The following is an 18,263-nucleotide window of genomic DNA, read 5'->3' as shown; positions in this document are numbered from 1 at the left end:
CCGGGGCGGGAACGCCTCCGCGAACGGCCCCGGAGGGGGCCTGTCCCACGGCTGAGCAGGCCCGATCCGCGGGCGGGACCGGCCCGAGGGCCGGGTACGGGTACGGGTACGGCTCCGGGCGAGGGCGCGGGCCCGAACCGGGCGGCCCCGTTCCCTGGCCGGGCCCCACCGGGTCAGACGGCCGTGGACTTCAGCGCGGTCCCCGGGTCCGAGACCTTCGCCGGGTCGACGGGGGTCCCCGACTCGATGAGCCGGCGCCCCTGAGCCAGGTCGCGCGGGCGACCCACCGCGAGGACCGCGACCAGCCGCCCCTCCCGCAGCCAGCACACCGACCAGGTGTCCGCCCCCGGGTCACCGCGCCACAGCATCGCGTCCGCGTCGCCGTGATGGCCCGCGTACTGCACGAAGCGGCCGAACTGCTCCGACCAGAAGTACGGGACCGGGTCGTAGACCTGCTCCCCCGAGCCCCCGGCCACGATGTCCGACGCCACCACCCGCGGCCCTTGGAGCGCGTTGTCCCAGTGGTGCACCAGCAGCCGGGATCCGTAGCGGCCCGACGGGAACGAGGCGCAGTCCCCCACGGCGTACACCCCGGGCACCGAGGTGCGCAGCCGCTCGTCGGCGGTGACCGCTCCGTCCGGGCCGAGCTCCACGCCGGACCCGGCCAGCCATCCGGTGGCCGGCCGGGCGCCGATGCCCACCACCACCGCCCCGGCCGGCAGCGCCCGCCCGTCTGCCAGCAGGACCCGGCCCGGCTCCACGGAGGCCACCCTCGCACCGGTCAGCAGCTCGGCGCCCGCCTCGGCGTACCAGCGCCCCATCGGCTCGGCCACCTCCGCGGGCAGCGCGCCCGCCAGTACCCGGTCGGCCGCCTCGACGACCGTCACCGCGCAGCCCGCCTCCCGGGCGGCCGTCGCGAATTCCGCGCCGATCCAGCCGGCCCCGACCACGACCACCGCCGAGCCGGCCGCCAGGACGGGCCGCAGCCGGGCCGCATCGTCCAGGGTGCGCAGCAGGTGCACGCCGGGGACGCCGTCCGCGCCGGGCAGGGTCAGCGGGAGGGCACCGGTCGCCAGCACGAGGACCTCGTACGGGACCGGGCCGGCCTCGGTGTCCACCTCCCGGTCGGCGGGCCGCAGCCCGGTGACCTCGACCCCCAGCCGGAGCTCGATGCCGAGCTCCTCGAAGTCGACGTCGAAGGCCGAGTCCTCCGCCTTGCCGAGGAGCACCGCCTTGGACAGCGGGGGCCGGTCGTAGGGCTGGTGGGGTTCGGCCCCCAGCAGGGTGACGGGGCCGGTCCAGCCCTGTTCCCGGAGGGCGACCGCGGTCTGGACCCCGGCCATCCCGGCGCCGACGATCACCACGCCGCGCCGAGTGTCTTCCGCCTGCTGCGTCTGCTGTTGCGTCTGCTCGCTCACGCGGCCCAGCCTAATCAACTGACGGTCCGTCAGGAATAGGGGATGGCGCCCCGTCCGGGATCCGGGCCGGAGCCCGGCCGCAGCCGGGCCGGCACCGCTGCCGGGGAGGCAGCCTTACCGGCCGTCGGGCTCGGCGTTACTCTGGCACCGAACCTATCGCGGGAGTCCGGGCGCACCGGGCTGAGAGGGAGGCTGGCCGGCCTCCGACCGTACGAACCTGATCCGGGTCATGCCGGCGAAGGGAGGGGCTGGACGCCCATGCATTCATTCAGGAACGGCCGGAGTCCCGGCTACGACGTCCTCGTCATCGGGGGCGGCATCATCGGCCTGGTCACCGCCTGGCGGGCGGCCCGGCGCGGGCTGCGCACCGCGCTGGCCGATCCGGCCCCCGGCGGCGGCGCCGCCCAGGTCGCGGCCGGCATGCTGGCCGCCGTCACCGAGCTGCACTACGGCGAGGAGACCCTGCTCGGTCTCAACCTCGCCTCCGCCGCCCGCTACCCCGAGTTCGCAGCCGAGCTCGCCGAAGCCAGCGGCGGCATGGACATCGGCTACCGCGCCTGCGGCACCCTCGCCGTCGCCCTCGACGCCGACGACCGGCTGCACCTGCGCGAACTGCACGCCCTCCAGCGCCGCTGCGGCCTGGAGTCCGACTGGCTGACCGGCCGCGAGTGCCGCCGCCTGGAACCGATGCTGGCTCCGGGCGTACGCGGCGGCCTGCGCGTGGACGGCGACCACCAGGTCGATCCCCGCCGCCTCGCGGCCGCCCTGCTGGCCGCCTGCGAACGGGCCGGGGTCGCCCTGCACCGCGCCGGGGCGGCGCGACTGCTGACCGCCGCCGACCGGGCCTGCGGCGCGGTCCTCGACGACGCCGACGCCACGGAGCTGCGCGCCGACCAGGTCGTCCTGGCCGCGGGCTCGCTCAGCGGCCGGCTGGACGGCGTACCGCCCGAGGCCGTGGCGCCCGTACGGCCGGTGAAGGGCCAGGTGCTGCGCCTCGCGGTGCCCCCCTCGTACGCCCCGTTCCTGTCACGGACCGTACGGGCCGTGGTGCGCGGCAGCCACGTCTACCTGGTCCCCCGCGAGAACGGCGAGCTCGTCGTCGGCGCCACCAGCGAGGAACTCGGCTGGGACACCACCGTCACCGCGGGCGGCGTCTACGAACTCCTGCGCGACGCCCACGAACTGGTGCCCGGCATCACCGAACTCCCCCTGGTGGAGACCCGGGCCGGGCTGCGCCCCGGCTCGCCGGACAACGCCCCCCTCCTCGGCCCGACCGAACTCCCGGGCCTGCACCTGGCCACCGGGCACTACCGCAACGGCGTCCTGCTCACCCCTCTCACGGGGGACGTGATGGCGGACCTGCTGACCACCGGCGAACTACCAGAAATCGCCCGCCCCTTCACCCCACGCCGCTTCGCCCTCACGGCCACCCCCACCGCCACCCCCACGTCCACCCTCACGCGACAGGAGTCGTTCGCATGACCATTTCCGTCAACGGCGAGCCGCGCGAGATCGCGGACGGGACCATGCTCGCCACGGTGGTCGCCACCCTCACCGAAGCCACCAAGGGGGTCGCGGCCGCCCTCAACGAGACCGTGGTGCCGCGCGGCCAGTGGCCGTACACCTCCGTGACCGACGGCGACCGCGTCGAAGTCCTCACCGCAGTCCAGGGAGGCTGAACACATGGCGGACACGTACGACATTTCCGACGACGCCTTCACCCTCGCCGGCCGGACCTTCTCCTCGCGCCTGGTCATGGGCACCGGCGGGGCGCCGAGCCTGGACATCCTGGAACGGGCGCTGGTCGCGTCCGGCACGGAACTCACCACGGTCGCGATGCGGCGCCTCGACCCGACGGTGCAGGGCTCGGTCCTGTCCGTCCTGAACCGCCTGGGCATCGCGGTCCTCCCCAACACCGCGGGCTGCTTCACGGCCGGCGAAGCCGTCCTGACGGCGCGCCTCGCCCGGGAGGCCCTCGGCACGGACTGGATCAAGCTGGAGGTCGTCGCGGACGAACGCACCCTCCTCCCGGACGGGGTCGAACTCCTCGACGCCGCCGAAACCCTGGTCGACGAGGGCTTCACTGTCCTCCCGTACACGAACGACGACCCGGTCCTCGCCCGCAAACTGGAGGACGTGGGCTGCGCGGCGATCATGCCGCTCGGGTCCCCGATCGGCTCCGGCATGGGCATCCGCAACCCGCACAACTTCGAGCTGATCACCGAACGGGCCGGAGTCCCGGTCATCCTCGACGCGGGCGCCGGAACGGCCTCGGACGTGGCCCTGGCCATGGAACTGGGCTGCGCGGCGGTCATGCTCGCCTCGGCGGTGACCCGCGCCCAACTCCCCGTCCTGATGGCCGCGGCCATGCGCGACGCGGTCACGGCGGGCCGCCTGGCCCACCGCGCGGGCCGCATCCCCCAACGCCGCTTCGCAGAAGCCTCCTCCCCGGTAGAAGGCCGAGCCACCCTGGACCCGGAACGCCCGGCGTTCTGAGGGGGCGGCGGTACGGGGCCCTGCGGGGGCGGGGCCCTCACCCCCTCGCGCGCCACCCCGACCCGGTGGCTGCCCACCCGCCGCCCTCGGGGCCAGGCAGGACCGGGACCGCCCAGCTCGGCGGAACCGGGCGGGAAGAGGCGGTCCCGGTCCGGCCCAGTGCCGAGGGGGCGGCGGGTGGGCAGCCACCGGCCGGGGGTGGAGCGCGAGGGGGTAAGGGCCCCGCGACCGCGGGAACCCGTACCGCCGCCCCCACGTCACAGCTGGGCTGCAACCCCCCGCCGCCCGGGACGGGGGGCGAGTCGGCCCTCGTAGAATCTCCGGGTGGACACGACCCTGGATGACCCCCTCGTCGGGCAGACGCTCGACGGCCGCTACCGCGTGGACGCCCGTATCGCGGCCGGCGGCATGGCCACGGTCTACCGGGCCGTCGACACCCGGCTGGACCGGGTCCTCGCGCTGAAGGTGATGCACCCGGCCCTCGCCGCCGACCCCGGCTTCGTCGACCGGTTCATCCGGGAGGCGAAGTCCGTGGCCCGCCTGGCGCACCCCAACGTCGTGGCCGTCTTCGACCAGGGCACGCACGGGCCGTACACGTACCTCGCCATGGAGTACGTGTCCGGCTGCACCCTGCGCGACGTGCTCCGCGAGCGCGGCGCGCTCCAGCCGCGCGCGGCCCTCGACATCCTCGAACCGGTGCTCGCCGCCCTCGGCGCCGCGCACCGCGCCGGCTTCGTGCACCGGGACATGAAGCCCGAGAACGTGCTGATCGGCGACGACGGCCGGGTCAAGGTGGCCGACTTCGGGCTGGTCCGGTCCGTGGACTCCGTGACCAATACCACCGGGTCCGTCCTCGGGACCGTGTCCTACCTCGCGCCCGAGCAGATCGAGAACGGCGTCACCGACACCCGCGTGGACGTCTACGCCTGCGGCGTCGTGTTCTACGAGATGCTCACCGGCTCCAAGCCGCACACCGGCGTCAACCCGGCCCAGGTGCTCTACCAGCACCTCAACGAGGACGTCCCGCCCCCGTCGGCCGCCGTCCCCGGGCTGCCCGTCGCGCTCGACGAGGTCGTCGCCCAGGCCACCGCGCGCCACCCGGATCTGCGTCCCTACGACGCGGCCGCCCTCCTCGGGCTGGCCATAGGGGCCCGTGCCCAGCTCTCCGACTCCGAGCTGGACGCAGTACCGCCGCAGGCCCGGGCCGCGGAGCGGACCGCAGCCGAGGACCGCACCAGCGTGATCCCCCGCCCGGTGACCACGCACGCCTCGCATGCCGCCCACGCCCCACACACCGCACACGCTTCGCACGCCGAGCCGGTGTCCCACACCTCGCGGCTCGCGGCTCCGCCCCTGCCTCCGGCGCCCGCGCCGGCCGCCTCCCGGATCCGGCGGCCCGGCGTGCTGCTGGTCGTGCTCGGCGTGCTGCTCTTCCTCGGCCTCGGTACGGGGGTCTGGTACATCAGCTCCGGCCAGTTCACGAAGGTCCCCAACCTGCTCGGCAAGACCGAGGCGGAGGCCAAGTCCCAGCTGTCGGCGGCCGGGCTCGGGGTGAAGCGGGTCGACCGGAAGTTCAGCGCGGCCTTCGACAAGGGGACCGTCATGAACACCGACCCCGCCGGCGGCAAGCGCATCCGCGGCAACGGCGCGGTGACGCTCACCATCTCGCGCGGCCCCGAGGTCGTCGTCGTACCCGACCTCAAGGGCAAGCCCCTGGAGGCCGCGAAGGCCGAGCTGACCTCGGTCGGCCTGACGCCGGGGGCCGTCACGCAGGCCTTCAGCCAGGACGTCGCGCAGGGCTCGGTGATCAGCACGGACCCGACGGGCGGCCAGAAGCGTTCCCTCGACACCCTGGTCGCGATGGTGGTCAGCAAGGGCCGCCCGGTGCCGGTCCCGCGCGTCACGGGAACCTCCCTCGACCAGGCCCGTTCCACCCTGGAGGGCCTCGGCCTGAAGGTGGAGACGGCCCCGGAGGAGGTCAATTCCCCCTCCCCCGCCGGTACGGTCGCCAACCAGTCGATCGGCGCCGGCACCCAGGCCGCCGCGGGTGACACCGTCACCCTCACCGTGTCCAAGGGCCCCCGCCAGATCCCGGTCCCGGACGTCACCGGCCAGGAGGCCGACGCGGCCCGCAAGACCCTGGAGGGGCTGGGCTTCAAGGTCAAGGTCGACAAGCCCTTCCTCTCCTTCAGCAACACCGTCGACTCCCAGTCGGTCCCCGCGGGCCAGAACGCCGCCGAGGGCAGCACCATCACCATCAGGACCAAGGGGCTGTAACAGCACGCCATGAACAACAATTCAACGGGCCGCAATCCGGTCGGCGGGCACGTGCCCGTCGCGGGCGGGCTGGCCTCGGTCGGGCTGGCGTACGCCCGCGAGATGGGTGCCGAGGCCGTCCAGGTCTTCGTCGCCAATCCGCGCGGCTGGGCCACGCCGGTCGGCAATCCCGCCCAGGACGAGCTGTTCCGCGAGGCCTGTGCGACCGAGGGGATCCCGGCCTACGTCCACGCGCCGTACCTGATCAACTTCGGCTCGCACACCGAGGCCACCGTCGAGAAGTCCGTGGAATCGCTGCGGCACTCGCTGCGCCGGGCCCGCGCGATCGGCGCGCTCGGGGTGGTCGTGCACACCGGCTCGGCGACCGGGGGCCGGCCGCGCGAGGCGGCGTACGCGCAGGTCAGGGAGCACATGCTGCCGCTGCTGGACGAGCTGACGCATGACGACGACCCCTTCCTGCTGCTGGAGTCCACGGCCGGGCAGGGTTCCTCGCTGTGCTCGACCGCCGAGGAGTTCGGCCCGTACTTCGACGCCCTCGACTGGCATCCGATGCTGGGGATCTGCCTCGACACCTGCCACATCTTCGCGGCCGGGCACGATCTGGCGGAGCCGGGCGGGACGAAGCAGACGCTGGACCTGCTGGTGGACACGGTGGGCGAGGGCCGGCTGAAGCTGGTGCACGCCAACGACTCCAAGGAGGGCGTGGGCGCCCACAAGGACCGGCACGCGCAGATCGGTCAGGGCCACATCGGCCGGGACGCCTTCGCCGAGCTGTTCACGCACCCGGCGATGGAGGGCGTACCGCTGATCATCGAGACGCCCGGCGGCAAGGAAGGGCACGCGGCGGACGTGGCGCTGCTGAAGGAGCTGCGCGAGCTCGGCTGATCCGTCGACCCGTTGAGGAATACCCCAGGGGGGTATACGGTTCTGTCATATCGACCGACAGAGCCGCTATCCGGCGTTCCTCGCCAGGGGGTTGTCATGGAACACGCGCACGAGCAGCACGAGCAGCACGAGCAGCACGAGCAGCACCAGGGACAGCACGAGCACCACGGCCACGGCCACCACCACGCCACCCCCGGCGGCAAGGTCACCTGGGCCGCAGCCGCGCAGGCCACGCTCCACTGCCTCACCGGGTGCGCCATCGGCGAGGTGCTCGGCATGGTCATCGGCACGGCGCTGGGCTGGGGGAACGCCCCGACGATGGTCCTCGCGATCGTCCTCGCGTTCTTCTTCGGCTACGCGCTCACCCTGCGCGGGGTCCGTGCCGCCGGCCTGGACTTCCGTACGGCCATTCGGGTGGCGTTGGCGGCGGACACGCTGTCCATCGCCGTCATGGAAGTGATCGACAACGGGGTGATCCTGCTCTGGCCCGGAGCCATGGACGCGATGCTGTCGGACGCGCTGTTCTGGACGGCGCTCGCGATCGCGTTCGCGGTGGCCTTCGTCGTCACGACGCCGGTCAACAAGTGGATGATCGGCCGCGGAAAGGGTCACGCGGTGGTCCACCAGTACCACCATTGAGCCACCGAACCGATGAGCTACCGCTACAGCTCGGGGCCGTCCCCCGGCTCCTCCTGGTACGAGTAGCGCTGCTCGCGCCAGGGGTCGCCGATGTTGTGGTAGCCGCGCTCCTCCCAGAAGCCGCGGCGGTCGGCGGTCATGTACTCGATGCCGCGGACCCACTTGGGGCCCTTCCACGCGTAGAGGTGGGGCACGACCAGCCGGAGCGGGAAACCGTGCTCGGCGGTGAGCAGTTCACCGCCCTGGTGGGTGGCGAAGACCGTCCGCTCGGAGGCGAAGTCCGCGAGGCGCATGTTGGAGCTGAAGCCGTACTCGGCCCACACCATCACGTGCGTGACCTGCGGGGACGGCGGAGCGAGGTCGAGGATCCTGCGGGCGAGCACGCCGCCCCATTCGGCACCGGTCATGCTGAACTTCGTCACGCAGTGCAGGTCCGCCTCGACGGAGTCGAACGGCAGGGCCGCGAACTCCTCGTGGTTCCAGCAGTGCTTCTCACCGTCGGCCGTCGCGCCGAAGACGCGGAACTCCCAGCGCTCGGGCTTGAACTTGGGTACCGGTCCGTAGTGGGTGACCGGCCAGCCTCGCTGCAACCGCTGCCCCGGGGGAAGCTCCAGTTGCTCTGATCCCGGAGATTCCCGGCTTTCCGGCTGACCCATGTCTCCATGGTGACAGACTTGGCGGGGTGGTCATGACCAGCTTCGCCCGGATTCGGGCAAGTCACGGTAACTCCCACTAAGGAGGCACTTACTGGACGGCCTCCTGTGGCGGTGCAAGGATGCGCGCACCTGCCCCGTCACATTGCTGACATTGCTTGGAAGGAGCCTCTGCGATGCAGGGCGACCCCGAGGTCCTCGAGTTTCTCAACGAGCAGCTGACCGGCGAACTTACGGCCATCAACCAGTACTGGCTCCACTACCGGATCCAGGACAACAAGGGTTGGACGAAGCTCGCCAAGTACACGCGCGAAGAGTCCATCGATGAGATGAAGCACGCGGACAAGATCACCGAGCGCATCCTGATGCTCGACGGTCTGCCGAACTACCAGCGCCTCTTCCACGTCCGCGTGGGCCAGACGCTGACGGAGATGTTCCAGGCCGACCGGCAGGTCGAGGTCGAGGCGATCGACCGCCTCAAGCGCGGCATCGAGGTCATGCGCGGCAAGGGTGACGTCACCTCGGCGCGGCTCTTCGAGGAGATCCTGGAGGACGAGGAGCACCACATCGACTACCTCGACACCCAGCTGGAGCTCATCGAGTCCATCGGCGAGGCGCTCTACATCGCGCAGCTCATCGAGCAGCCGAGCTAGTCCGTACGGGGCCGGTCCGCAGGGGGTGCCCTACGCGGCTTCGGCGAGCTCCGCGGTGACCGGTACCAGCGGGTCGGCCGCGAGTACGGCGGCGGCGTCGCCCTTCTCCAGCAGTTCACGGCGTGGGCAGGCCCCGCGGCCGAGGAGACCCTGGATGGTCCGCACGCAGGAACCGCAGTCGGTGCCGGCCTTCGTGGCCGAGGCGATCTGGCGGGGCGTGCAGGCTCCGGCCTCCGCGTGGTCCTTGACCTGCTTGTCGGTGATCCCGAAACAAGAGCAGACGTACACGCGGTTCACCTCCCAGGAAGGAATGGTTCGGCCAGCCATCCCCTATTCGGTGAGGCTTACCTAACCATACCCAAACTTAGGGTTCCCTAAAAGAGCCGGGAACGACGATGGGGCGCGGATCACATTGGATCCGCGCCCCATCGGCCGTTACTCGTCGGTACTCACACCGCGCTGCCGTCCTACTGGTCGCGGTACATCTCGGCGACGAGGAACGCCAGGTCCAGGGACTGGCTGCGGTTGAGGCGCGGGTCGCAGGCCGTCTCGTAGCGCTGGTGCAGGTCGTCGACGAAGATCTCGTCGCCGCCGCCCACGCACTCGGTGACGTCGTCACCGGTGAGCTCGACGTGGATGCCGCCCGGGTGGGTGCCGAGGCCCTTGTGGACCTCGAAGAAGCCCTTGACCTCGTCGAGCACGTCGTCGAAACGGCGCGTCTTGTGGCCGGAGGCCGCCTCGAAGGTGTTGCCGTGCATCGGGTCGGTGACCCAGGCGACGGTCGCGCCGGAGGCGGTGACCTTCTCGACGAGCTCGGGGAGCTTGTCGCGGACCTTGTCGGCGCCCATGCGGACGACGAAGGTCAGTCGGCCCGGCTCGCGCTCGGGGTCGAGGCGGTCGATGTAGGTGAGCGCCTCGTCCACCGTGGTGGTGGGGCCGAGCTTGATGCCGATCGGGTTGGCGATCTGCGAGCAGAACTCGATGTGCGCGTGGTCCAGCTGGCGGGTGCGCTCACCGATCCAGACCATGTGGCCCGAGGTGTCGTACAGCCGGCCGGTGCGGGAGTCCGTGCGGGTGAGGGCGCCCTCGTAGTCGAGGAGCAGCGCCTCGTGGGAGGCGTAGAACTCGACGGCCTTGAACTCCGCCGGGTCGGTGCCACAGGCCTTCATGAAGTTCAGCGCGTTGTCGATCTCCCGCGCGAGCTGCTCGTAGCGCTGCCCGGACGGGGAGTTCTTCACGAAGTCCTGGTTCCAGGCGTGCACCTGGCGCAGGTCGGCGTAACCGCCGGTGGTGAAGGCGCGCACCAGGTTCAGCGTGGAGGCCGACGCGTGGTACATGCGCTTGAGGCGCTCGGGGTCCGGGACGCGGGACGCCTCGTTGAAGGCGAAGCCGTTCACGGAGTCGCCGCGGTACGTCGGCAGGGTGATGCCGTCGCGGGTCTCGGTGTCCTTGGAGCGCGGCTTGGAGTACTGGCCCGCGATGCGGCCGACCTTGACGACGGGCACGGAGGCCGCGTACGTCAGGACGGCGCTCATCTGGAGCAGCGTCTTCAGCTTGGCGCGGATGTGGTCGGCGGAGACGGCATCGAAGGCCTCGGCGCAGTCGCCACCCTGCAGCAGGAACGCCTCGCCCTTGGCGACGGCTCCCAGGCGGGCGCGCAGCTGGTCGCATTCGCCCGCGAAAACGAGGGGAGGATACGACTCGAGGTCCGCGACGACAGCGCGCAGGGCCTCGGCATCGGGGTACGAAGGCTGCTGCGCCGCGGGAAGGTCCCGCCAGGTCGCCTTGGAGGCGGGGGCTTGGGTTTCAGCGTTCACGGTCACCCCACACACATTACGGCGTCACACCGCACCTCCCGGTCGAGGACCACTACGTGAGACGGATGTCTCTCGCTCTGTTACTCACCCGTTTACCTGCCCTGGCCCGACGGTTGGGCTAGGGTCGGAGCATGTACGCGCACTCGAACCAGAACTGGTGGTGGACCGCTCCCGGCGGCCCACTTCTCGCGCGTACCTGAAGACACGAGCGAAACGAAGGCCGCCCCGAGGGGCGGCCTTCCGCGTTCTGTGAGTCGACACAGTCTCTGGAACACCGGGCCGTCCCACCCTCCGAAACCGGATAGGACGCCCACTCCATGCACCCGCACCCTCACTCCCACCCCCACCTGAGCCGACTGCTCGACGACGCCTGCCCGCCGTTCGCGCTGCTGCGCCGCCGCACGCCCGGCCGCGACCACGACACCGTCGAGGTACTGATCGGCCCGGTCCACGAGGCCGAGCACCTGGCCGACCTGCCCGTCGGCGAGCGGCCCGCCCTGGCCCTCGTCCCCTTCCGCCAGATGCGGGAGCGCGGCTTCGACGTGCGCGACGACGGCACGCCGCTGAGCGTCCTGGTCGCCGAGGAGGCCTACGAGATCCCGCTCGCCGAGGCGCTGGCCGCGCTGCCGGCCCACGAGGTACGCGTCGACGGCGGCGGCTTCGACGTCCCCGACGAGGAGTACGCGGACACCGTCCGGCGGGTCATCGAGGACGAGATCGGCCGGGGCGAGGGCGCGAACTTCGTCATCCGGCGCACCTACGGGGGCCGCATCGAGGGCTTCGGCCGCGCCGACGCCCTCGCACTGTTCCGGCGGCTGCTGGAGGGCGAGCGGGGCGCGTACTGGACGTACGTGGTCCACACCGGGGACCGCACCCTCGTCGGGGCCAGCCCCGAGGTGCACGTGCGGATGTCCGGCGGGACGGTCGTGATGAACCCGATCAGCGGCACCTACCGCTATCCGGCCGGGGGGCCGACGGCCGACTCCCTCCTCGCCTTCCTCGGGGACCGCAAGGAGACCGAGGAGCTGTCCATGGTGGTGGACGAGGAGCTCAAGATGATGTGCACGGTCGGGGACATGGGCGGTGTGGTCGTCGGCCCCCGGCTCAAGGAGATGGCACACCTCGCGCACACCGAGTACGAGCTGCGCGGCCGGTCCTCGCTGGACGTCCGCGAGGTGCTGAAGGAGACGATGTTCGCGGCGACGGTGACCGGATCGCCGGTGCAGAACGCCTGCCGGGTCATCGAGCGGTACGAGACGGGCGGCCGCGGCTACTACGCCGGCGCGCTGGCCCTGCTGGGCCTCGACGCCTCGGGCGCCCAGACCCTCGACTCCCCCATCCTCATCCGGACGGCGGACATCGCGCCGGACGGCGCACTGCGGGTGCCCGTCGGGGCCACCCTCGTACGGCACTCCGACCCGGCGGGCGAGGTGGCGGAGACGCACGCGAAGGCGGCGGGCGTACTGGCTGCGCTGGGCGTGCGCCCGGCGGCGGTGCGGCCCTCCTTCACGGGGGCCCGGCTGGCCGACGACCCCCGGGTCCAGGCCGCCCTGGCGGCTCGCCGCGAGGACCTGGCGCCGTTCTGGCTGCGGATGCAGGAGCGGCCGTCGCAGGTGACGGGCCACGCGCTGGTGGTGGACGGGGAGGACACCTTCACCTCGATGCTGCGGCACGTGCTGCGGGTGGCCGGGCTGGAGGTGACCGTACGCCGCTACGACGACCCGGGGCTGCGGGCGGCCGCCCTGACCTGGGACGGGCCGATCGTGCTCGGCCCCGGCCCGGGCGACCCGGCGGACTTCGGCGATCCGAAGATCCGCACGATGCGCGAGCTGACGGCGGAGCTCCTGACCTCGCACCGGGGCGGCCTGCTCGGGGTCTGCCTCAGCCACCAGCTGCTCGCCGCCGAGCTGGGGCTCCCGCTGGTCCGCAAGGCGGAGCCGGCGCAGGGGGCGCAGACGCGGATCCCGCTGTTCGGGGCGCAGGAGGTCGTCGGCTTCTACAACACGTACGCGGCGCACTGCTCCGCGGAGCGGGAGCGGTCCCTGGCCCTGCGGGGCATCGAGGTCTCCCGGGACCCCGCCACCGGTGAGGTCCACGCGCTGCGCTCCGCGGCGGGAGGCTTCGCGGGCGTGCAGTTCCACCCGGAGTCGGTCCTGACCCTGCGCGGCGCGGAGCTGGTCCGCGACCTGATCGCCGGGCTCCGGGCAGCCGCCCCGGCCTAGCCGCTGCGCGGAGCGGTCCCCTACCCGCCCTTCCACCGTTCCCCGGGCTCCGCCCGGACCCGGTCCTCAAACGCCGGACCGGCTGGAAGAGCAGCCCCGCCGACCTCAGGAAGGCTCGGCGGGACTCAGGGTGTTCTCCGAGCGGCGGCCCGCCAGGTAGTCCGCGACGTTGGCGACCGTGGTGTCGATGATCTGGCTCACCGCGTCGAGGGTGTAGTACGCCTGGTGGGAGGTGACGACCACGTTCGGGAAGGTGATCAGCCGCGCCAGGGTGTCGTCCTCGACGACCACCAGGGACTTGTCCAGGAAGAAGAGTCCGGCCTCCGCCTCGTACACGTCCAGGCCGACCCCCGTGAAGCGCCCCGAACGCAGCTCCGTGACCAGCGCGTCCGTGTCGATGAGCCCGCCGCGGCTGGAGTTCACCAGGATCGCGTCGTCCTTCATCAGCTTGAGTGCCTGGGCGCCGATGATGTGGTGCGTGGACTCCAGCAGCGGAACGTGCAGGCTGATCAGGTCCGAGGACGCGAACAGCTCGTCCTTGTCCACGTACTTCATGCCCAGCTCCACGCACGCCGGGTTCTGCGCCACGTCCCAGCCCAGCAGGTTCATGCCGAAGCCGTGGGCGATCCGGGTGAACGCCTCCCCGATCTTGCCGGTGCCGAGCACCCCGACCGTGCGGCCGCGCATGTCGCGGCCCATCAGGCCGTTGAGCCGGAAGTCGAAGTCCCGCGTGCGGTTCGAGGCCCGGACGATCCGCCGGTTCACCGCCATGGCCAGGGTCCACGCGAACTCGGCCACCGAGTACGGGGAGTAGTACGAGACCCGGCCGACCGTCAGGCCGAGCTGCCGCGCGACGTCCAGGTCGATGTTGTTGAAGCCGGTGGAGCGCTGGGCGATCATCTTCGTCCCGCCGGCGGCCAGGGTGCGCAGCACCCGCCCGCTCAGGTCCGCGTTGACGCTCGACGACACGATCTCGTACCCGGCGGCGATGGGGGCGGTGTCCTCGCTGAGGAAGACGTCCAGGCAGCGCACCTCGTGCTGCCCCGCGAATGCCTTCTCGATGAGCGGCTTCTCGTCCGCCGTCACCCCGAATGCCAGGATTTCCACGTTCGCTCCCGTACTGCGCAAAGAATCGGACCATGGGTCGTTCGTCACCTTACGACCCACGGTCCCTACCCGCCGTGCGGCCCAGCCGAGAGCAACGGAGAACGGCCGGGAACTCAGCCGAAGAACACTCCGGCCTCCTTGTACAGCGCCGGGTCCACCGTCTTCAGCTTCGCCGTGGCCTCGGCGATCGGCACCCGCACGATGTCCGTGCCCTTCAGCGCGACCATCTTCCCGAAGTCCCCGTCGCGCACCGCGTCGATCGCGTGCAGCCCGAAGCGGGTGGCCAGCCACCGGTCGAACGCGCTCGGGGTGCCGCCCCGCTGGATGTGTCCGAGTACGGTCGTACGGGCCTCCTTGCCGGTCCGCGCCTCGATCTCCTTGGCCAGCCATTCACCCACGCCGGACAGCCGGACGTGCCCGAAGGAATCCTTCGTCGCATCCTTCAGCACCATGTCGCCGTCCTTGGGCATCGCACCCTCGGCGACGCACACGATCGGCGCGTAGCTCGCCTTGAAGCGGGAGGTCACCCACTCGCACACCTGGTCCACGTCGAAGCGCTGCTCCGGAATGAGGATGACGTTGGCGCCGCCCGCGAGTCCCGAGTGCAGGGCGATCCAGCCGGCGTGCCGGCCCATCACCTCGACGACGAGCACCCGCATGTGCGATTCGGCGGTGGTGTGCAGCCGGTCGATGGCCTCGGTGGCGATGCCGACGGCGGTGTCGAAGCCGAAGGTGTAGTCGGTGGCCGACAGATCGTTGTCGATGGTCTTCGGGACCCCGACGCAGGGGATGCCGTACTCCTCGTAGAGCTTCGCGGCCACGCCCAAGGTGTCCTCGCCGCCGATCGCGACGAGGGCGTCGACCTCGTACTTGGCGAGGTTCTCCTTGATCTGGCGGACGCCGTCGTCCAGCTTGAACGGGTTGGTGCGCGAGGAGCCGAGGATGGTCCCGCCGCGCGGCAGGATCCCGCGGACGGCGGGGATGTCGAGCGGAACGGTGCGACCTTCGACCGCACCCCGCCAGCCGTCCTTGAACCCGACGAACTCGTACGCGTACTCCTGCACGCCCTTGCGCACGACGCTGCGGATCACTGCGTTGAGCCCGGGGCAGTCGCCGCCGCCCGTCAGCACTCCGACCTTCATGGCCTTCATGGAATTTCCCTTCGCCACAGGGCCCGCTGAGGCCGCGGGGCCCGCATGACGGTCACGCTAGTGGTGACTCAGGTCACACCAAGGCCTGAGGAAGGGTCAATTCCGGGGGAATTGCGGGGCGTTGCGTACGCCCGTTCACTCGTACGAGCGGCGGCCTCGCCCCGTGCGGGCCTCACGCGTCGTCGAGACCCCGCTCGATCGCGTACCGGACGAGCTCCACCCGGTTGTGCAACTGGAGCTTGCCGAGGGTGTTCTGCACGTGGTTCTGCACGGTGCGGTGGGAGATGACCAGCCGTTCCGCGATCTGCTTGTACGAGAGCCCCTTGGCCACCAGCCGCAGCACCTCGGTCTCCCGGTCGGTGAGTTGCGGGGCCTTCGGCTCGTCGGAGGCGGCCGGCGCCGGGTCGGTGGCGAGGCGCCGGTACTCGCCCAGGACCAGGCCGGCCAGGCCCGGGGTGAAGACGGGGTCGCCGGCCGCCGTGCGGCGCACGGCGTCGATGAGCTCCTGGGCGCCCGCGGACTTCAGCAGGTAGCCGGTCGCGCCGGACTTCACCGCTTCCAGGACGTCGGCGTGCTCGCCGCTCGCGGAGAGCACGAGGACCCGCAGCGCCGGGTTGGCGCCGACCAGTTCCTTGCAGACCTGGACCCCGGGCATGCCGGGCAGGTTGAGGTCGAGGACCAGGACGTGCGGGGCCGCCGCGCGGGCCCGGCGGACTGCCTCGGGTCCGTCGCCCGCGGTGGCCACCAGGTCGAAACCGGCGGCGGCCAGGTCGCGGGCGACCGCGTCCCGCCACATCGGATGGTCGTCCACGACCATGACCTTGATGCCGCCCAGGCCGCTCTGCTCGCCCTGCCCGTTCGACCCGCTCGACTCGTTCACTGGTTGCTCCCCCTCGGTACTTTCAGTTCCACTTCGGTGCCCTGCCCCGGGACGGACACCAGCTCGGCGCTGCCGCCGAGGTCCCGGAGCCGGCCCCGGATGGACAGGGCCACTCCCATCCGGCCCTCGCCCTCGGCCTGGTCGAGCCGGCCGGCCGGGATGCCCGGACCGTCGTCCCGGACGGTCACGATCACCTCGTCGCCCCAGTCCTCGACCAGGATCCAGGCACTGGCCCCCTCGCCCGCGTGCTTGCGCACGTTGTCGAGGGCGGCCCCGACCGCCGCGGCCAGCTCCCTGGCGGCGGGCACCGGCAGCGGCACCGGGGTGCCCGGTTCCGCGAAGCTCACCCGCGAGCCCGCGTACGGGGCGAGGAGGGCCCGCAGATCGAGCTCGCCCTCGTCCTCGCCGGGTTCCTCCACCTCGACCGAGGCCACGATCGCGCCGTGCGCCTCGTCGCGGGAGATCCGCGAGGGGCGCGTCAGTCCGCTGGAGACCAGGGTGCGCAGCGCGACCTCCTGCTCCCCCGCCATCCGTCCCAGCTCGGCGGCCTCCCCGCCCAGTTCGGTGCCGCGCCGCTGGACCATGGCGAGGACCTGGAGGACCCCGTCGTGGATGTCGCGGGCGAGGCGTTCGCGCTCCCGGGTGGCGGCCTCGATCTCCAGGGCTCGGGCGAGCGTGGCCTCACTGGCGCGGGCCACCTCGACGACGTAGCCGATGGCGATGGAGGCCACCCAGACCAGGAGCACGTTGTGCAGGGTGTCCCGGGTGGGCTCGCCTCGCTGCACGAGGTTCGCGGCGGCGACGAAGCTGGAGGCGAAACAGGCCCAGCGCCAGCCGCCCTTGAGGGCGAAGGCGAGGACCGCGCCCGCGGTCCATATGGAGGGCAGCGTGGGGCCGCCGCCCGTGACGCGGTCGTGGCTGTCGGCGAGCGGGGTGAGCAGGATCCCGACGCAGGCGACGGTGAGGTCGGCGCCCAGGAACCGCTTGGTGCAGCTGGCGGCGTTGGCCACCTTGGGAAGCGTGACCAGGGTCCAGCCCGCCAGGAAGGCGAGGTAGGAGGCCGCGATCCAGGGGCGGTCGAACTCCTTGTAGGCGGAGGCGAACAGCAGGGCCGCGTAGACCATGGTGAGCAGCCGGTAGGCCGTCAGGGCACGCCACAGCGGCTGCTCGACCGACATGCGTACGACGCGCTCGCGCTTCGTCATCTCCCCCACCCCGTACGGGCGGTCCCGCCCGTGTGCTGCTACTTGTCGGTGTCCGCGACGGCCGTTCCGGCCTTCTCGGTGCTCTCGGCCTTCTCGGCCTGCTCCGCCTTCTCGGCCTTCTCGCTCTTCGCGGCGGCCTTCTCCGCGTCGGCGATCTGCCGCTTGGCGGCCGTCGCGTAGATGTCGACGTACTCCTGGCCGGAGAGCTTCATGATCTCGTACATGACCTCGTCGGTCACCGAGCGGAGGATGAAGCGGTCCCCGTCCATGCCGTGGTAGCGGCTGAAGTCCAGCGGCTTGCCGATCCGGATGCCCGGGCGCATCAGCTTGGGCACCACCTTGCCGGGCGGCTGGATCTTCTCCGTGTCGATCATCGCGACGGGGATCACGGGCGCGCCGGTGGCCAGCGCCACCCGGGCCAGACCGCCGGGCTTTCCGCGGTACAGCCGGCCGTCGGGTGAACGCGTCCCCTCGGGGTAAATACCGAACAGCTCTCCGCGCTCGATGACGTCGATGCCGCTCTTGATGGCGGCCTCGCCGGCCCCGCGCGCACCCGAGCGGTCCACCGGGAGCTGGCCGACGCCCTTGAAGAAGGCGGCCGTCAGCTTGCCCTTGACGCCCGGGGAGGTGAAGTACTCCGCCTTCGCGATGAAGGTCACCTTCCGGTCCAGCACGGCCGGGAGGAAGAAGGAGTCGGAGAAGGACAGGTGGTTGCTCGCGAGGATCGCCGGCCCCTCTGCGGGAATGTTCTCGAGGCCCTCCACCCACGGCCTGAAGGCGAGCTTCAGGGAACCGCCGATCGAGAACTTCATTGCGCCGTAGATCAACTCGAAAGCCTTCCTGTGTCTGTCGAACAGACC

18 protein-coding genes and 1 riboswitch are annotated in these 18,263 nt (G+C 71.7%); of the genes, 9 read left to right on the top strand and 9 right to left on the bottom strand.

The window, feature by feature from the left end; translation table 11 throughout:
• Positions 1-173: 173 nt before the first annotated feature.
• Entirely contained in the window at positions 174-1,343 is a 1,170-nt protein-coding gene (locus OG898_RS20850) for an NAD(P)/FAD-dependent oxidoreductase (protein ID WP_250743823.1), read from the bottom strand.
• 223 nt (positions 1,344-1,566) lie between these two features.
• Positions 1,567-1,679, top strand: a riboswitch (TPP riboswitch).
• On the opposite strand from OG898_RS20850, the gene thiO reads away from it, so the two are divergent.
• The 6 genes from thiO (at position 1,677) to OG898_RS20820 (ending at position 7,715) form a co-directional block, all read left to right on the top strand.
• On the top strand, positions 1,677-2,900 hold the full coding sequence (gene thiO / locus OG898_RS20845; RefSeq protein WP_266958590.1) for a glycine oxidase ThiO: 1,224 nt from the start codon (positions 1,677-1,679) through the stop codon (positions 2,898-2,900). Its footprint overlaps the riboswitch before it by 3 nt.
• A complete protein-coding gene (thiS, locus tag OG898_RS20840) occupies positions 2,897-3,097 on the top strand; it encodes a sulfur carrier protein ThiS (RefSeq protein WP_243330100.1) in 201 nt (66 codons plus the stop codon). Before thiO ends, thiS begins: the two co-directional genes overlap by 4 nt.
• 22 nt (positions 3,098-3,119) lie before the next feature.
• Entirely contained in the window at positions 3,120-3,914 is a 795-nt protein-coding gene (locus OG898_RS20835) for a thiazole synthase (protein ID WP_323182714.1), read from the top strand.
• A 324-nt stretch (positions 3,915-4,238) separates the two neighbouring features.
• Positions 4,239-6,191 (top strand): Stk1 family PASTA domain-containing Ser/Thr kinase, encoded by a 1,953-nt coding sequence (gene pknB / locus OG898_RS20830; RefSeq protein WP_250743725.1) that lies wholly within the window; start codon positions 4,239-4,241, stop codon positions 6,189-6,191.
• A 9-nt stretch (positions 6,192-6,200) separates the two neighbouring features.
• On the top strand, positions 6,201-7,076 hold the full coding sequence (locus OG898_RS20825; protein ID WP_266958586.1) for a deoxyribonuclease IV: 876 nt from the start codon (positions 6,201-6,203) through the stop codon (positions 7,074-7,076).
• Positions 7,077-7,172: 96 nt separating this feature from the next.
• Positions 7,173-7,715, top strand: a complete 543-nt coding sequence (locus OG898_RS20820; RefSeq protein WP_266958584.1) for a DUF4396 domain-containing protein — start codon at positions 7,173-7,175, stop codon at positions 7,713-7,715.
• Positions 7,716-7,738: 23 nt separating this feature from the next.
• On the opposite strand, the gene OG898_RS20815 is transcribed toward OG898_RS20820, so the two are convergent.
• A complete protein-coding gene (locus OG898_RS20815) occupies positions 7,739-8,371 on the bottom strand; it encodes a sulfite oxidase-like oxidoreductase (protein WP_250743722.1) in 633 nt (210 codons plus the stop codon).
• 173 nt (positions 8,372-8,544) lie between these two features.
• Here OG898_RS20815 and bfr point away from each other — a divergent pair, with 173 nt between their 5' ends.
• The gene (bfr, locus tag OG898_RS20810) at positions 8,545-9,021 is read left to right on the top strand and encodes a bacterioferritin (protein ID WP_112446344.1); all 477 of its coding nucleotides are present in this window, start codon (positions 8,545-8,547) and stop codon (positions 9,019-9,021) included.
• A 30-nt stretch (positions 9,022-9,051) separates the two neighbouring features.
• Here bfr and OG898_RS20805 read toward each other — a convergent pair whose 3' ends face one another.
• A complete protein-coding gene (locus OG898_RS20805) occupies positions 9,052-9,318 on the bottom strand; it encodes a bacterioferritin-associated ferredoxin (RefSeq protein ID WP_250743822.1) in 267 nt (88 codons plus the stop codon).
• Between the two features lie 170 nt (positions 9,319-9,488).
• The gene (locus tag OG898_RS20800) at positions 9,489-10,844 is read right to left on the bottom strand and encodes a class II 3-deoxy-7-phosphoheptulonate synthase (RefSeq protein ID WP_250743721.1); all 1,356 of its coding nucleotides are present in this window, start codon (positions 10,842-10,844) and stop codon (positions 9,489-9,491) included.
• A gap of 125 nt (positions 10,845-10,969) precedes the next feature.
• Between OG898_RS20800 and OG898_RS36405 the strand changes: the two genes are divergently transcribed.
• Both OG898_RS36405 and OG898_RS20795 read left to right on the top strand, forming a co-directional pair.
• Positions 10,970-11,038 (top strand): trp operon leader peptide, encoded by a 69-nt coding sequence (locus tag OG898_RS36405; RefSeq protein WP_202203957.1) that lies wholly within the window; start codon positions 10,970-10,972, stop codon positions 11,036-11,038.
• 117 nt (positions 11,039-11,155) lie between these two features.
• The gene (locus OG898_RS20795) at positions 11,156-13,060 is read left to right on the top strand and encodes an anthranilate synthase family protein (RefSeq protein WP_266958581.1); all 1,905 of its coding nucleotides are present in this window, start codon (positions 11,156-11,158) and stop codon (positions 13,058-13,060) included.
• A 105-nt stretch (positions 13,061-13,165) separates the two neighbouring features.
• On the opposite strand, the gene OG898_RS20790 is transcribed toward OG898_RS20795, so the two are convergent.
• The 5 genes from OG898_RS20790 to OG898_RS20770 form a co-directional block, all read right to left on the bottom strand.
• Positions 13,166-14,167, bottom strand: coding sequence for a 2-hydroxyacid dehydrogenase (locus OG898_RS20790; RefSeq protein WP_250743719.1), 1,002 nt, complete (start codon positions 14,165-14,167; stop codon positions 13,166-13,168).
• A 113-nt stretch (positions 14,168-14,280) separates the two neighbouring features.
• Entirely contained in the window at positions 14,281-15,309 is a 1,029-nt protein-coding gene (locus tag OG898_RS20785; RefSeq protein ID WP_250743820.1) for a 6-phosphofructokinase, read from the bottom strand.
• 181 nt (positions 15,310-15,490) lie between these two features.
• On the bottom strand, positions 15,491-16,135 hold the full coding sequence (locus tag OG898_RS20780; protein ID WP_250743819.1) for a response regulator transcription factor: 645 nt from the start codon (positions 16,133-16,135) through the stop codon (positions 15,491-15,493).
• Positions 16,136-16,194: 59 nt separating this feature from the next.
• Entirely contained in the window at positions 16,195-17,403 is a 1,209-nt protein-coding gene (locus OG898_RS20775) for a MacS family sensor histidine kinase (protein WP_250743717.1), read from the bottom strand.
• A gap of 38 nt (positions 17,404-17,441) precedes the next feature.
• Entirely contained in the window at positions 17,442-18,215 is a 774-nt protein-coding gene (locus tag OG898_RS20770) for a 1-acyl-sn-glycerol-3-phosphate acyltransferase (RefSeq protein WP_266960351.1), read from the bottom strand.
• Positions 18,216-18,263: the final 48 nt, after the last annotated feature.

The sequence above is a fragment of the Streptomyces sp. NBC_00193 genome (assembly GCF_026342735.1).
GTDB classification, from domain to species: domain Bacteria; phylum Actinomycetota; class Actinomycetes; order Streptomycetales; family Streptomycetaceae; genus Streptomyces; species Streptomyces stoeckheimensis.
The sequence above is the reverse complement of the archived record's forward strand: the minus strand, read 5'-3'. Positions and strand labels throughout refer to the sequence as shown.